Origin of the sequence: Affinundibacterium fentianense (assembly GCF_018139545.1) — a bacterium.
Classification (GTDB): domain Bacteria; phylum Pseudomonadota; class Gammaproteobacteria; order Burkholderiales; family Burkholderiaceae_D; genus Undibacterium; species Undibacterium fentianense.
Genome location: NZ_JAGSPJ010000005.1, coordinates 215,638 through 231,014 on the forward strand (window position 1 = coordinate 215,638; position 15,377 = coordinate 231,014).

Genomic DNA, 15,377 nt, shown 5'->3' on the forward strand with positions numbered 1-15,377 from the left:
ATAGACGCCTTGCTCTGCATCCCGAGTATCAAATTTCTCTTGGCTCAATAGTGTTTGAAATTCGATAGAAAAAAGATTTGTAAGGTGGGAAAAGCCCGCGCCGCCAGACCATGCAGTAACTGCGTGTCTTCAGTTTTTTCAACTTACTCCAAACTTCTTCCAACCAAACACACAAATTCCGCAAAGTGTAAAATAGCATGGCAAATGTTTCCGCTTCAAAGGAATACCGTGTTTAAGTATTTATGCTTTAGCCTCACTCTGCTGTTCGCTATACAAGTTCACGCCGCAGATACCTTAGCGCGTATCAAAGAACGCAAGACTATCGTCATTGCGCATCGTGAAGCGAGTGTTCCCATCTCCTATTTATCTGAAGACAGTAAGCCCATAGGCTACGCCATGGATATTTGCAGCAAAGTGGTTGAACGCATTAAACGTGATTTAAAGCAGCCGCAAATAACGCTCAGCTATTTACTGGTTAACTCATCAAATCGGTTTTCCGCGATACAAGACGCAAGCGCGGATTTGGAATGCGGCACGACGGCCAATACCGCCGAACGTCGTAAGCAAGTAGCGTTTTCCATACCTTATTTTTTTTCAGCAACCAGATTTTTAATCAAAGCCGATTCCAGTATCAAGAATTGGTCAGACTTAACGCAAAAACGGGTGGCCATCGTGCGCGGCAGCACGGCGAGTGGTTTGCTACGTCAGCTAACGCAATTGAAAATCTCCGAGCTCAAGTTAATGGAAGTCAGTCACTCGCGTGCGGGATTTGAATTGCTACAAGAAGGACAGGTAGACGCCTTAGTTGCCGAAGAGGTGGTTTTGGCCGGATTGCGGGCGAGCATGGACTCGACACAACAATGGAAGATCGTCGGTGAGGGTATCGGTATTGAAGCGCAAACTGTCATGTTTGCAAAAGATGATCCCGTCTTGAAAGTGCTCGTAGATAAAGAGATCGCCAGAATGATCAATGAAGGCGAGTTGGTAAAAATTTATGATAAGTGGTTTACGCAGGCCTTGCCAGGATCGGGCGTGAATCTCGCGTTGCCTATGAGTTTTTTATTGCGTGATAGTTTGCGTTTTCCGTCAGACAAAGTGCTTAACTAAGCTCGCATACCCTCGCCAAAACGGTAAAATAGCGGATGTTTTGATATTCCTTGAATTATCATCGCCTCTTCTTTGATTTTGCGAGCCCTTATGACAACTAGCGCCCCCCAACAATTCACCATCACCCGCCCAGACGACTGGCATTTACATTTACGCGATGGCGAAGCCTTAAAAACCGTATTGCCACATACCGCCGCCCAATTTGCTCGCGCAATTGTGATGCCAAATTTGAAGCCGCCAGTGACGACGACGGCTTTGGCGAGTGCATATCGTGAACGGATCGTGGCAGCTTTGCCAGAAGGGATGTTGTTTGAACCTTTGATGACATTGTATTTGACGGATAACACACCACCCGATGAAATCCGACGTGCTAAAGAGAGTGGCTTTGTTCATGCGGTGAAGTTATATCCAGCTGGTGCGACGACCAATTCAGATGCGGGTGTGACCGATTTGCGTAAATGCTATAAAACTTTAGAAGTCATGCAAGAAGTTGGCATGCCGTTCTTAGTGCACGGTGAAGTGACAAGTCCCGAGATCGATTTGTTTGATCGTGAAGCGGTGTTTATTGACACCGTCATGAAGCCTTTGCGTGCCGATATGCCAGAACTGAAAGTCGTATTTGAGCACATCACGACTAGCGATGCGGCAGCCTATGTCGCGGAAGCGAGCGGTCCGATTGCCGCAACGATCACTGCGCATCATTTGCTGTACAACCGCAATGAGATTTTCAAGGGTGGGATTCGCCCTCACTATTATTGCTTGCCTGTCTTGAAGCGCGAAACGCATCGTCAGGCTTTGGTGCAAGCCGCAACCTCAGGTAACCCTCGATTCTTCCTTGGCACCGATTCTGCGCCGCACGCAAAAGGCGTGAAAGAACATGCTTGTGGTTGCGCAGGTTGCTATACCGCTTTGCATGCGATGGAGCTGTATGCACAGGCCTTTGATCAAGTTGGCGCTTTGGATAAGTTGGAAGGCTTTGCGAGTTTCTTCGGACCAGACTTTTATCAATTGCCACGAAACGCTGGCAGCATCACATTAAAACGTGAAAGTTGGACTTTGCCAAACGAACTCAGTTATCTCGACGGTAGCTTAGTGCCACTGAATGGTGGTGAGACTATCAACTGGAAAGTTTCTGCGTAATTGTCGATGACAAAGTTTTACTCGGTCATCGATTGGTCACGCCCTTGGCTAGCCTCGATTCTTCCTGCTGCTGAAGCAATTCTGGCGCAGGAAGAATGGCGTGCTGCCTTGAATCAAGCTGCGTGCGCAGCAGGTTTATCGAATCATCGTGATCTACCTTTGCAATTTATTCCACAAGAAGAATTGCCAGAAGGTGTTGCCTACGAAAGCCACATCAGCGCGGCGGGTAAAGTGCCGACGCGAGAAAACCTGCATGATTTTTTTAATGCGCTGGTTTGGCTAAGTTTTCCGCAAATCAAACGTCAACTCAACGCATTACAAGCCGCGCAAATTGAGACGCTGGGGATTGGCAAATCACGCGGTCCAGCGCGTGACGCGGCAACGATTTTTGATGAAAATGCAGCACTTTTGGTGTTAGAGAACTCTGAACGAGGACATCGACTGTTAAGTTGTTTGCGTGCGCATCAATGGCAACAGGCATTCGTTGAACATCGTAACGATTTCGCTGTAGCTGCGCAGGTCTGGAGCTTTGGTCATGCTTTGATGGAAAAATTGGTGCAGCCATACAAAGGCATCACGGCGCATGCTTGGGTGGTGTGGGTGACGCCCGAGTTTTTTTCACAAAATTTGACGCGACAAGCACAGCAATTGGATGCACAAGTGAGCGAACAATTACAATCCCATGCGTTGACGACCGCGGACTATACGCCGTTGCCTGTGCTCGGCGTACCAGATTGGTGGAGCGGACAAGATGAATCTTTCTATGCGGATCAAACCGTGTTTCGTCCGAAGCGTCGTACTTAAATTGATGCGACAGACCGCTCAAAAAAAGATTTGTTCGATTCTTTGGTCTCTCCAGTTTCTCATCACTTTATTGAGTCCACTCGTGAATAGTAACGAGGGCAGCGACTTTAAAATTTGAGAGAAAACAAAAAAGGTGATCGTAAAAACACGACAAAAAAAGGCGAACCGTAGTTCGCCTTAAACTTGCCTTGCTAAACATAAACTGTGTCGTGCGAATGTTTTGCGTGTGGTGTTTTTATGGAGTCTTGAGTTTGCTTCAGTGTGCTTATGCAGCGTGCGTTTGCAAAATTTGAAACAATTGATCTTTCAAATTGATTCGTACTTTTTTTAATGTTTCTAAAGCAGCATCCGCCAAATGTTCAACTTCGTTTTCCGCGCGATTGATCGCTTTGTCAGTTTCTGTGTACTCATCAAACAGTTTGGCAAAATGGGCGTTTGATAGTTTTAGATTGTGAATCTGTTCTTTGAATTCTGGAAATTCTGCTGCTAATGGATGATGTTCAACTTGCATTATTTAACTCCTCAATGGGTAGATGTGTTACGCCCTGATGATAGAGTGAATCCTGAAAGTTGAACTGATCTAGATCAAGTGTCCCAATTATTTTTTACCATGATGCAACCAAGGTAACATCAATTCCGTTGTCTCTGCCGCGATATCGACGGAAGCTTCAGACTGATGGGCAACTGCCGCGCAGATCGCTTCAATAAGGCACAACACGATGCCCTCGGAATTGAATTGCGGTTTGGTTTGGACGTATAAATTCACATCCGCAAGTGATGCAACGGGAGAGGTTGGGCGATCAGTCAGCGCAATCATGGGAATTCGGCGTTTTTGTGCTTGGCCCATCAGCGTGACAATATCGGACGAATAGCGTGGGAAGGAAATAGCGATCACCAAATCACGCTCGGTAAACTTATACAAGGTCCTTGAAACTTGGGCCGGACCTCCCGTCCCCATATTGGTTTGTACACTATCACAATAATTCGTCAGTGCATGACACATGATGCCGCCGAGATACGCACTAGCACCATAACCAATGATATAAATGCGTTCCGCTACCAATATCATTTTGACCGCGCGTTCATATAAAGCAGGACGAAACTCGCGGCGCGCAATCTCCAAGTTGGCAATATCGTCGGAAATCGATCTGTGTATGACTTCCTGCGCACTGGATGCAAGATTGATGTCCGACTTGAGTCCTTCGATCGGCGCCAACATGGTTTCAAAACTAGAGACCAACTCAGCCCGAAATTGTGGGTAGCCGTCAAACCCTAATGCGCGTGCAAAGCGATTCGCGGTCGCGTTCGAAATACCAACGGCGTCAGCGAGTTCATCGATGGACATCGTCGCTGCGCGGAATGAATTGGCAACAACGTAATCGGCAGTAATTTTATGTGACTTCGACAGTGCGCTATAGATGTGACCTATGCGCTCATTGATCGACCCTCCCTGGGTCTTGCTCTTTTTTGGGCTCATTATAATTTTTAATTATTTCTGTGAACTACCTGCGGTGAATGACGTTGCAGGCACAAGACAAACTATAATTCTTTAGATCGCAGAACGCTCGGCAATCTTTGATTATTTTATAAGCAGCAAAATACCACATGAGCAACTTGCTATCAATCTTTTCTATGACCTAAGTACGAACTGAGGCCGGTTTGATGTCGGAAATGTCGTAGGGATGTAGGCAGACAGAGCTTTATGTCGGCTGCTAATCGTCGGCTTCGATCTGCACGTTGCGTTGCAATTGTTTGTATTCATTGCTTGAGATGGAAGATGGATGTTGCAGCGTGCTTGAAGAGGGCGATAATCGATTTTTGCGAGATAACAATATCCAGTAACAATGGCGGAATCAACTTAAGGTTTATCCGCCATACGCGATCTCATTCCTGTAACCGCGAGATGCATCTTGGCTTGTGCATCGGATTATTCTTCGCGTTGCCAAACTTGTGTTCTACCGAACATGGGCATACCGATATAGCCACGCACTTCGAGCTTTTTATTGTTCTCAATGAGTTTGAGCTTGCTGCTGTAGAGTTTGCCGTTAGCAGGATCGAGGATCTTGCCGCCGCTATATTCGTCACCATCTTTCTTAATATTGAATAAGATAGTCAAACCAATTAAGGGCTGGTCTTTATTACTGCCTTCGCATTTATCACATTTGGGATTTTGATCTTGATCGGCATCGCGGAATAGTTTTTCAATTTTTCCTTGAAATTCACCGCCTGATTCTTGTATGCGAACCAGTGATTTCACTTTGCCTGTTTTGTCATCAATTGTTTTCCAAAGACCGGCAGGTGAGGATTGCGCAGCAGCAAATTGTGCGATTAAAAGTGCGAATGCTGCGATGCTGTATTTCAGTGTCTGTTTCATAGTGTCTCCAATTTTTTCTAAGAATAGGGTCAGTATTAAGTTGGTAGGCATGTGCTGAAAAATTCAAGCCAATCGATTGTACGTGCGGTTTTTTATTCGCCAAACCAAATTACTAGAGTAAGAACTTTAAAAGACCTATTTACAACAATTCGCGTCTAAAGTTTTCCTAGAGACTTTCTTTCTCTTGAGATTTTTTGACGCGTGTTTGGAGATACTCTAGTCAGGTAGAAAACTAGATAGAGGAGGGGGGGACTTTCCCCCTCCCATAATCGGAAGAGGGGATAGTCGCGCAAGTTAGAAAGGGAAATAGTGGGTAACTTTGATATGGCAAGCACCAAAAACCTTTACCGCGTTTGATTTTGGAACGTTTGAGGAATATCTTCGATTACTTTTTTAACTGTGCTTCCAACTGATCAAACGAGCCTGTCCAGCCCATGGTCATGCCACCGCGCGCACTGATAAATGTTGCCATTTCTTCCGCCGTGACGGTGCCATACGGTTCCCACATTAGGGTGACGCGGGTCTGATTTTCTGTCTCCGCCGTAAACTGTATCGTCGTTAGCATCGTTTCAGGCCAAGTCGGCGCCATCGGATGACGTGTAATATTCTCGTGTTCATCACAGAATTGTTGGGTATAGACCAGACGATTTGGCTTATTCAGTTCCAGATACGCAGCGCGGCCGTACATCCGGACTGCATTCTCAGCATCGCCATTCGACATCATGTAAAACGAACTGCCGCCAACCCGAATATCGGTGTGAATGAACTTCATAGTGAATCCAGTCGGTGGCGACCACTTCGCAAGATGGTCGGGTTGAGTCCACATGTCGTACAAGACATCGATCGGAGCGGCAAAACTACGGTTGATGAAAAAACGCTCTTTGTGTTCGACTTGCGCACAAAGGTATTCTGCGAAGCGATCCCATGTCGCATCGCCACCAGCCTGTTTGATGAATCGGCGTGTTTCGGCAGCGGCTTCGGCGCTCGCTAGTGCCATCGTCATTTCCATTTGCGTTTTCTTACCAAGTTTTGAAAACAACACAGTGACGCGAAATAAGGGCGGGCTAATTTCCGTTGCACCATGGTCATACACGAGTCTCTGATAGAGCTCGATCTCATGATATGTGGCGATATTCGGATAGTCGGTGCCATCAGGACCATGCATGGTGTAACGCCATGTTCCACCGACGCGTAGGTCTTTACTATGTGTGGTGAGAGTAAATCCACGTGGTCCCCACCATTGCGCTGCTTGCAAAGGATCGGTCCACGCATCCCAAACCAGCTCGACCGGAGCGTCGTACACGCGCACTAAATGGATTTCATTTGCTTTTGCGGACATGCTTTTTACCTTTCTTTTCAGCAGTGATAGATTGTAGATAGAGATCAAGACGATCAAAACTCTGTTCCCAAAAAATGCGATATTGATCGACCCAATCGGCTGCCAATTTGAGATTCTCGCCATTCAGCTTACAAGGGCGACACTGTGCCTCGCGCGTCTTTGTAATTAAACCCGCAGTCTCAAGAACCTTGAGATGTTTCGTCACTGCCGGCAGGCTCATTTCATTTAAAAATGGTCGAGCCAAATCAGAGACGTTCGCGTCACCTTGAGCAAGTTGAGCCAAAATTGCTCGACGCGTAGGATCAGCGAGTGCCGAAAAGGTTAAGCTCAGTCGATCTTGCATAATGTACCAATTGGTTAATTAACTCTTTGGTTAAATACTAGATTGAATTGTTTTTGACGTCAAGTGAAATGTATATCGTGCTGATACGAGGGACTAGGGCATTGTTCGTGGATTGGTTTTCGCATTCCTTCTCACTCGACATGTTCGGTCAGACGGTGCGTAGATCGGGTGGTAGCGATGGATTTTTTTGTGGGAAGGAACGTGACATTCGGCTATGATGTCTCTTGATATAACGGCGAAGTTAAACTGATCAAAATCACTTTTTCGATGGAATTTTTGAGGAGTCAAGCTATGAGTCATACTATTCGCACTTGTCTTTGGTTCCGAGATGGTCGCGGCCAAGAAGCCGCATCCTTCTATTGTTCCTTGATTCCCAACAGCAAAATTGAAAATGTCTTCGTCGGGGATAATGGCTATGGTGTCTTCTCGGTGATTGACTTTTCACTTGGCGGCGTACCGTATCAAATTCTCGATGCGGGCCCTATGTTCACCTTGAGTGAAGCAGTTTCTATTTCGGTTGCCACAGAAGACCAAGCAGAATCCGATCGACTTTGGCAGGCTTTGACCTGCCAAGGCGGTGAGGAGAGCGTTTGCGGTTGGCTGAAGGATCGCTTTGGGGTTTCATGGCAGATTTTTCCAAAACGATTGGGCGAGTTGACGATGAGTGCCGACAAAGAAGTATCGCGTAAAGCGATGGCTGCGATGATGAAGCAAAAGAAAATCAATATCGCAGAAATCGAAGCAGCCGTGCGAAGCGAGTATTCTGAGTGATGTAAAGTTTTTCAGCGCGATACGACCATCAGCCAATGACGATAGCTGTCGAGCGATGCGGTTTGATTGCCACGTTGGCTGTTGAGCGGCGTCATCGACCCTACTGATTTAAATTCCATTTTAAATTCCATTTATCGAGCATTGGCTTTAGTCTATCGATCACGCCCGTCCAGTCTCTACTAGCACTTTGCCGTACCAAGCGCAAGGAAGGATACCAAGGACTGTCGTCTCGACTGAGCAACCAACGCCAATCGGGTGAATAGGGTAATAGTAAGAAAGTTTCTTTGCCTAAGGCGCCGCTCAAATGGGCAACGCTGGTATCAACACTGATAACAAGATCCATCAGATCGATCAACGCAGCGGTGTCTGCGTAATCACGTATTGCGACTTGGCGCACCTGTCCGTGACGGTCTAGATCGATTTGATCCAATTCGCGCACCTCCTTTTGCAGGCAGATGAATTCATATTGTGGAGACAGCAAAGTCTCGAGCATCGCAAAACGAAGACTGCGATTGTGGTCGTTTTGGTGGGCAGCGCGCCCACTCCAGACGAGTCCCACTCTGGGTTTTGTCTTATTACCCAAGATGCTTTGCCACGCTTCGCGTCGATTCACATCGCTCTTCAAATATCGATCAAAACGCGGGATCGTGGCGAGCTCTGTTTTTAATACATGCGCCAAACTCATCACGGGGCAATGAAAGTCAAAACGAGGCACGACCTCACCCTCGACAAGCAATTGATCCACCCCGTTTAAACTACGAAATACCTCGAACAGGCTTGCTGGAATTTGTAGCAAGACCTTCGCTCCGAAATTACGTAAAGATTCAATAAATCTCGCGAATTGAATTAAGTCCCCGTGACCTTGCTCGTTATAAAGGTAGATGGTCTTTCCTTGAAGGGGCTCACCACGCCAGAGTGGTGCCGGGAAGGCGTTGAGTTTGCCTTTGAGATCACCTATATGCCAACGTGTTTCATACAGACTCAATCCTTGCGCTAAATCGCCCGAGAGCAGCAATGCTAACGACTTGTAAAAATAGACCTCAGGAAAATTAGGTGCGAGGCGAATTGCGTGATCGAAGTAGTTTAGCGCCTGTTCCGTGTCGTTGAGGGCGAGATAAGACGTGCCGTTATTGGAATGCGCTTCTAAATGATGCGGATTGAGTGCGATCGCTTGTCGATAGCACTTCAGTGCGTCTTGCGTGCGCATCATGCCTTGCAATACGCTACCAAGATTGGAGTGCGTATCTGCATTGTTGGGATCAAGCGTGAGCGCAAATTCATAGCTGGTTTTCGCTTCGTCAAGACGTTGCAGGCGATGCAGTACTTCGCCTCGATTTTTGTGCGGATCGTGATAATTGGGCGCGTATTGAATCGCTAAGTCGAAGCTCACTAGCGCATCCGAATAATGTTGGAGCGATTTTTGTGCACAGCCAAGATTATTCAGAGCAATTGCATTATCCGGACGAATGTGTAAGGCCTGTTGAATGAATCCAATCGCCTCGGCGAATTGTTGTGTTTGTGCAGCGATCACTCCCAAAAGATGGAGTGCGTCAAAGTGCAATGGTTCATCCAGCAAAATTGCTTGATAGAGTTGTTTGGCGCTGTCGAATTGTCCTTGTTGATGAAGTTCGACAGCTTGCTTGAGTAGAGCATGCATGATTCTGAGTGTGGCGATCGTTTTTCCTCTGCAAGTATAGTAGATCCCCAAACAGGATTGGTATTATTGTGATCCAACTTAAGATTCTCTCAAACGATGTGGTGGGTCGAATTGAATAAAGTGTCAAAGCCGAAACGCGATGGTCGACATCGCTTGTGCGACAAGCTTTGATGCATATCAAAGGCGCAGCGCGCGAGACGCAATTCGATTCACGAAAAAACGACAAAATGTATTTGTGTGCATAAATAGTGTCTACGAGAAATGGCGCACGGCTACAATATGAGTTACAAAAAAATCCGCGCACGCTATGCAAATTCCAGAAGAAAATAATCCTTCATCGATGTCGAGTCATCTGCCAGTGGCAGAGAGTGACAATGCGCAGCTCATGCGCATACTCGCGCGTATTGGATGGGCAACCCTGATTCTTCTGACCTTGATTTTGTTTGGGACGATAGGTTTCTATCTTTTCAGTGACCGAAGCAGTTGGGAAAACGCGATCTATATGACTTTGATCACGATCTCGACGGTGGGTTATGGAGAAGGCGTGCCACTTACCTCGTTTGGTGCCAAAGTCTTTGCGGGTGTGATGAGTATTGCCGGCTTAGGTGTGCTGACATTTTTATTTACTAGCTTGACGGTATTTTTTCTTGAAAAAGATTTAGATTATTCTCTGCGGAGACGGCGAATGGAAAAACGTATTAGAAAATTGCGGCAGCATTTTATTGTTTGCGGCTTTGGGCGAGTCGGACGTAATGTGGCCCATGAGTTGCAAAAGACCGGACGCCAGTTTGTGGCAATTGACCCTGAGCAAAATAACTTCGACGAATATTTAGATAAGTTTCCTGACCTGCTGTATCTAGCTGGTGATGCTTCTGACGACGATCTTCTCATTGATGCGGATATCGGCGATGCACGTGGCTTGTTTGCCGTCACGGGTGATGATTCACGTAACTTGATGATCATCATCACGGCCAAGCAATTAAATCCACGTTTACGTATTGTGGCGCGCGCGCATGAACTACGGAATGTAGAAAAAATGCGTAAGGCTGGTGCCGATGAAGTGATTAGCCCAGACTTCACCGGTGGCATGCGCATGGCCTCGGCAATGGTTCGTCCGCATGTGGTCAGTTTCTTGGATGAGATGTTGAAGTCTGAGAAAAATTTGCGAGTTGAAGAGGTCGTGACACCATCAGATTTTCCTGCCACTGCGATGGGCAAACTAAGGCTGCGTAGCCCAGACTATATTTTGATCGCAGTCCGTGCAAGGAACGATTGGACCTTTAACCCTGATGATCAATATCTACTGCGTGCAGGTGATGTGATTGTAGCGATGACTAGCGCTGAAGGACGTGCTGAGATTGAACGGCATTTGTTGGATATGATTTAAGAATGCCAACTACTTGATCGTGATTGCCAGAAAAATGTAGGGCGGGTGCAAACCGCGCGCTTCAAAATTCGATCTACCAAGACCAACATTGAGGCGGCGCGGGTTACACCCGCCTTTCAAAAATTCGTAAAGTAAATTCGAAACAACTGAGCAGTAGCACGAACACTTCATCAGTTTCAGTCACATCCGCGCTAGGATTTTTCCACATCAAGTTTCAGCGATCTACCAAGTAAAATCATCTGGAATTTTGTAGTCAGCATACGGATCATCCGCATCAACTTCGTCGGATGTTTTCTTGACACGTATCACGATAGACTCATCGCGTTCAGCGATTTTATCGGCGACAACGCGTGGCACTAACTCGACCTTTCCATCGATACACACAATCACGAGTCGTCCTGCGGTCAGGTGCCCTTGCACCTCAGCCGATACATAGATTTTGTCGATCTTAGTACCATGGGTGTAGTAATACGTGATGTCGCCATTCCCTTTGCTTTGGCGATTGGCTTGCACCATCTGCACGATTTGCGCAAACACCGCTTTTTGTGCTGCGGCTGCATCACGTTGTGCATTCAATTCACGTGCACGTTCAGCATTCTTTTGTTGCGCTTCCAGCGCAGCGACCCGCGCGTCATCGACCGTCTCAGCGCCGGTACGACGTTCCACTTTTTTCTGATTGACTTTGTCGTGATGCAGTTGCTTGGCCTTACCTTTATTGATTAAGCCGGCTTTGAGGAGTTGATCTTGCAATGAGGCCATAATAGATTTCCATGAAGTGCGTGCTAGCGAACTTAGCAAGACTGCCGATCCGCTGAAGGGCGCTAGGATAGCAAAGTTTTGGGTTCTGTGGCGTTTCGCGAGGGTGGCGCAAGCGATAACAATCGTATGCTTAGCTAGGTTTAATTTGAATTTTGCTAGCGTGGGCGATAGGCACATGATGTGGGTTTGTTCGAATTTACATATGTTTTCACTTGCTTAAACAATTTGCATGGACTAACATGGACTAATGTCGGAAATTTGAGGATAAAAACCATGCAAATCATTAATATCCACGATGCTAAGACACAGTTTTCTAAGTTAGTCGAAGCGGTTTCTCAAGGCGATGAAATTGTGATCGCGCGCGCTGGGACACCCGCGGCGAGGCTGGTGCCAATTGCCACAACAAAAACAGTTCGCCAACCGGGTGCCTTGAAGGGCAAATTGCAAATTGCGGACGACTTCGACGCGCCGCTGCCAAGTGAACTTCAATCGGCATTCGAGGGTGATTAATGAAATTTCTCATCGATACGCATATCTATCTTTGGTGGCTACAAGACAGCCCCAAACTCTCTGAAAAAGCACGCAAGCAAATTCAAGATGCAACCGAAGTCTACGTCAGCAGCGCAAGCATTTGGGAAGCCACCATCAAGATGTCGATTGGTAAGCTCAGTGTGGACATTGATCAGCTCGTGGCAGAAATCAGCAAGAGCGGTTTTCAAGAGTTACCCATCACAGCAGCCCATGCTGCGACGGTCGCGCGTTTGCCTGACATTCACAAAGATCCCTTTGATCGTATGTTGATTGCACAGGCAATGTCTGAACCGCTTCGATTTTTGACGGCGGATGGGTTGTTGAAGCCGTATTCGGAATTAGTGGAAATTGTTTGATGCTTCAAGTCTGAACTTTACACACAAAGCATTGCAGCGTATTTGTTTAGATGTTGGATTGTTATAGCTGGACCCCGATTCTTGCGATATTTGGTGTCAGTTTTTAGTTGCGCGTATCACCTGGAAGCATCGACATCATTGTTCAGCATTTACAGCGAGCGTGAATATGAAAAATACAGAACGAGTTTTTTCCGATCACCCTGACAGCGCTTGGGATGGCGAAGTTGTGTGGAAGCCCGTCAAGTCCATTTGGTTTCTCTCGAATCTGTTGTTGAGCCTGTTCGTCGCACCGTTTTATTTTTCAGCATCGGGCTTCGCAGTGTTTCTCGGCCTGACCGCGATAACACTATGTTTCGGTCATTCTTTAGGGATGCACAGGCTTTTAATTCATCGTTCTTATACATGCCCACTGTGGATGGAGTATGTATTTGTCTATCTGGGCGCCCTTGTGGGAATGGCAGGACCGATTGGTATGCTCAAGCAACACGATTTGCGTGACTGGGCTCAGCGTCAACAGCGATGCCATGATTTCCTGCTGCATGGATCGAGCATCGCGAAAGACGCTTGGTGGCAGCTCAATTGCGATTTGCAGCTCAAGCACGCGCCGACTTTCAGCATCGAGTCACGAGTACTTGGGAGTCGCTTCTATCGTTTTTTAGAAGCAACTTGGTTGCTGCAAGCGATGCTACCGGCTATTCCACTTTATCTATTGGGTGGTGTCAGTTGGGTGCTATGGGGTGTTTGTGTACGTGTGGTGATTTCGGTCGGTGGTCATTGGTTTATAGGCTATTTTGCGCACAATCGTGGAGAGCGCACATGGAAAGTCGATGGCGCCGCCGTGCAAGGCCACAATATCCGCTTAGCGGGGATTTTGTCGATGGGCGAAGCGTGGCACAACAACCATCACGCCTTCCCCGGTTCTGCCATGCTGGGTTTGTATAAGGATGAACCTGATCCAGGCTGGTGGGTGCTCAACGCCTTGCACAATCTGGGCATCGTCAAAAACATTCGCCTGCCCGAACATTTACCAGCGCGAGAAGAATTGGTGATCGAAGCGCGCAACCTGGAACACCGTGTCAAGCGCGTGCCCGAAGAATGTGAGATCGCGAATTTTATTCGACGGGTTGGGTAGGCAAATTGCCACCATCTAATATAGTCATTTGTGTGATAGATTTAACCCTAATATTCAGAACCTCTAAGGCTTGTTGCTGCGGGAAGAAAGGCGACTTGTTGGTTTAAATTTCCAATGTTTTGAATTGTTTCGAGATTGTGTTATCGCTTGAATTGTCTTCTTCTCTCGCGTAAATGATTGACGATGATCGTTTGTGATCGCATATTGCTTAAGGATTAATTTGATGAGTGAACATTGGGCCAAGAAAAATATAAAAAATCTCGTGGAAGCGATACGCAACGGCGAGGGGAAATGTGTTTTCCTCGTTGGGGCTGGGTGCTCAAAAAGCGCCGGCATACCGCTGGCTCGTGAAATAATTTCGGAAATCGAGAAAAAATTTCCTGAGGCGTATTCACAAGCGGAAAAAAGAAATGATTATAACGATGTGATGTCTCAACTCACATCACAACAACGACGCATACTTTTAAACAAGCACATTGAGAAAGCGAAAGTAAATTGGGCACATTTAGCTTTGGCCCAACTTTTTAAATCAGAGCTTATCGATAGAGTTTTGACGACAAATTTTGACCCACTAATTGTTAAAGCGACAGCACTAAATGGTTTTTTTCCGGCTATTTATGATTTGGCGACAAGCGATCAGTTTAGGGCGAATCGAATTTCTCCAAAATCGGTTTTTTATCTAAACGGGCAACACACAGGATTTGTCACCTTAAACGCTACTGAAGAGTTGGCAAAGCACAAGGCGCAGCTTTCTGAGATTGTTAGGAATACTGGCGTCGATCGTATATGGGTCGTGATTGGCTACAGTGGAGCTTGCGATCCCTTACTCGAAGTGTTAGCCGAAGTTGATGACTTTGAAGCGGGTTTATATTGGATCGGATTCGACGAGTCGCCCTCAGAGGACTTGAAAGTAAAACTGCTTCGAACTAGGGAGAAGCAAGTGTTCTATATTGGGAAGCAAGACGCCGATCAATTCATGACTGAATTAGCGCAAAAACTCCAGTGTTTTCCACCAAAATTGCTGTCTGAACCGTTTCAGCACGTAAATCATTTAATTGAGCACATCGATTTTAATACAGGTGGTGCGCCTGGTATGGCATTGAAAGAACGTCTGGATAAGCAGTTAACTGACGCACACAAAAATCAGTTAGATTTGGCGCGCTCCGAAAATTTCATGCAGTTGTTGTTGGCTGGAAAAAATGAGGAAGTTCTTAGTCTATTTGCGAGTGTGAATGAACCTAACGAAGAGGATAAAGACTTGGCTGCTTGGGCGTATATTGGTATTGGAAGTGCTTTAAGTGAGCAAGCGAGTGAATTGGCGCAGCAAGATGCACAGGCAGCAGAAGCGGTTTGGCAACTCGCTGGAGAGAAATACGCAGAAGCGTTGCGCATTAAACCCGACATGTATGAAGCACTAAACAATTGGGGAAGTGCTTTAGGTGATCAAGCGAGGGCATTAGTGCAGCAAGATGCACAGGCAGCAGAAGCGGTTTGGCAACTCGCTGGAGAGAAATACGCAGAAGCGTTGCGCATTAAACCCGACATGCATGAAGCACTAAACAATTGGGGAAGTGCTTTAGGTGATCAAGCGAGGGCATTAGTGCAGCAAGATGCACAGGCAGCAGAAGCGGTTTGGCAACTCGCTGGAGAGAAATACGCAGAAGCGTTGCGCATTAA

16 protein-coding genes are annotated in these 15,377 nt (G+C 46.7%); 9 read left to right on the top strand and 7 right to left on the bottom strand.

Annotated elements, in window-relative coordinates:
- Window positions 1–228 precede the first annotated feature (228 nt).
- The 3 genes from KDM90_RS12850 to KDM90_RS12860 all read left to right on the top strand — a co-directional run bounded on the left by KDM90_RS12850 (window position 229) and on the right by KDM90_RS12860 (window position 3,051).
- Window positions 229–1,107, top strand: a complete 879-nt coding sequence (locus tag KDM90_RS12850; protein ID WP_212676018.1) for an amino acid ABC transporter substrate-binding protein — start codon at window positions 229–231, stop codon at window positions 1,105–1,107.
- Between the two features lie 90 nt (window positions 1,108–1,197).
- A complete protein-coding gene (gene pyrC, locus KDM90_RS12855; protein WP_212676019.1) occupies window positions 1,198–2,247 on the top strand; it encodes a dihydroorotase in 1,050 nt (349 codons plus the stop codon).
- 6 nt (window positions 2,248–2,253) lie between these two features.
- Window positions 2,254–3,051 carry a DUF3025 domain-containing protein gene (locus KDM90_RS12860; protein ID WP_212676020.1) on the top strand — a complete coding sequence of 266 codons (798 nt, stop codon included), beginning with the start codon at window positions 2,254–2,256 and terminating at the stop codon, window positions 3,049–3,051.
- 265 nt (window positions 3,052–3,316) lie between these two features.
- Here the strand turns inward: KDM90_RS12860 and KDM90_RS12865 are convergent, their stop codons facing one another.
- The 5 genes from KDM90_RS12865 to KDM90_RS12885 all read right to left on the bottom strand — a co-directional run bounded on the left by KDM90_RS12865 (window position 3,317) and on the right by KDM90_RS12885 (window position 7,107).
- Window positions 3,317–3,562, bottom strand: a complete 246-nt coding sequence (locus KDM90_RS12865; protein WP_212676021.1) for a YdcH family protein — start codon at window positions 3,560–3,562, stop codon at window positions 3,317–3,319.
- Between the two features lie 87 nt (window positions 3,563–3,649).
- Entirely contained in the window at window positions 3,650–4,528 is an 879-nt protein-coding gene (locus tag KDM90_RS12870) for a MurR/RpiR family transcriptional regulator (protein WP_212676022.1), read from the bottom strand.
- 450 nt (window positions 4,529–4,978) lie between these two features.
- Complete coding sequence (locus KDM90_RS12875; RefSeq protein ID WP_212676023.1) at window positions 4,979–5,425, bottom strand: DUF2147 domain-containing protein; 447 nt, start codon at window positions 5,423–5,425, stop codon at window positions 4,979–4,981.
- 385 nt (window positions 5,426–5,810) lie between these two features.
- Window positions 5,811–6,764: an SRPBCC family protein gene (locus KDM90_RS12880; protein WP_212676024.1), complete on the bottom strand. Its 954-nt coding sequence runs from the start codon at window positions 6,762–6,764 to the stop codon at window positions 5,811–5,813.
- Window positions 6,745–7,107, bottom strand: a complete 363-nt coding sequence (locus tag KDM90_RS12885) for an ArsR/SmtB family transcription factor (RefSeq protein WP_230409784.1) — start codon at window positions 7,105–7,107, stop codon at window positions 6,745–6,747. The genes KDM90_RS12880 and KDM90_RS12885 overlap by 20 nt, the downstream gene beginning before the upstream one ends.
- A gap of 291 nt (window positions 7,108–7,398) precedes the next feature.
- On the opposite strand from KDM90_RS12885, the gene KDM90_RS12890 reads away from it, so the two are divergent.
- A complete protein-coding gene (locus tag KDM90_RS12890; protein ID WP_212676025.1) occupies window positions 7,399–7,878 on the top strand; it encodes a VOC family protein in 480 nt (159 codons plus the stop codon).
- 100 nt (window positions 7,879–7,978) lie between these two features.
- On the opposite strand, the gene KDM90_RS12895 is transcribed toward KDM90_RS12890, so the two are convergent.
- A complete protein-coding gene (locus KDM90_RS12895; RefSeq protein ID WP_212676026.1) occupies window positions 7,979–9,535 on the bottom strand; it encodes a tetratricopeptide repeat protein in 1,557 nt (518 codons plus the stop codon).
- Between the two features lie 307 nt (window positions 9,536–9,842).
- Between KDM90_RS12895 and KDM90_RS12900 the strand changes: the two genes are divergently transcribed.
- Entirely contained in the window at window positions 9,843–10,922 is a 1,080-nt protein-coding gene (locus KDM90_RS12900) for a potassium channel family protein (protein WP_212676027.1), read from the top strand.
- A 222-nt stretch (window positions 10,923–11,144) separates the two neighbouring features.
- Here KDM90_RS12900 and KDM90_RS12905 read toward each other — a convergent pair whose 3' ends face one another.
- On the bottom strand, window positions 11,145–11,681 hold the full coding sequence (locus KDM90_RS12905; protein WP_212676028.1) for a DUF2058 domain-containing protein: 537 nt from the start codon (window positions 11,679–11,681) through the stop codon (window positions 11,145–11,147).
- Between the two features lie 273 nt (window positions 11,682–11,954).
- On the opposite strand from KDM90_RS12905, the gene KDM90_RS12910 reads away from it, so the two are divergent.
- The 4 genes from KDM90_RS12910 to KDM90_RS12925 form a co-directional block, all read left to right on the top strand.
- The gene (locus KDM90_RS12910; RefSeq protein WP_212676029.1) at window positions 11,955–12,191 is read left to right on the top strand and encodes a type II toxin-antitoxin system Phd/YefM family antitoxin; all 237 of its coding nucleotides are present in this window, start codon (window positions 11,955–11,957) and stop codon (window positions 12,189–12,191) included.
- The gene (locus KDM90_RS12915; protein WP_212676030.1) at window positions 12,191–12,568 is read left to right on the top strand and encodes a type II toxin-antitoxin system VapC family toxin; all 378 of its coding nucleotides are present in this window, start codon (window positions 12,191–12,193) and stop codon (window positions 12,566–12,568) included. The genes KDM90_RS12910 and KDM90_RS12915 overlap by 1 nt, the downstream gene beginning before the upstream one ends.
- A gap of 166 nt (window positions 12,569–12,734) precedes the next feature.
- Window positions 12,735–13,700, top strand: a complete 966-nt coding sequence (locus KDM90_RS12920) for an acyl-CoA desaturase (RefSeq protein ID WP_212676031.1) — start codon at window positions 12,735–12,737, stop codon at window positions 13,698–13,700.
- Between the two features lie 223 nt (window positions 13,701–13,923).
- A partial coding sequence (locus tag KDM90_RS12925; RefSeq protein WP_438947436.1) for a hypothetical protein occupies window positions 13,924–15,377 on the top strand: 1,454 nt, incomplete at its 3' end.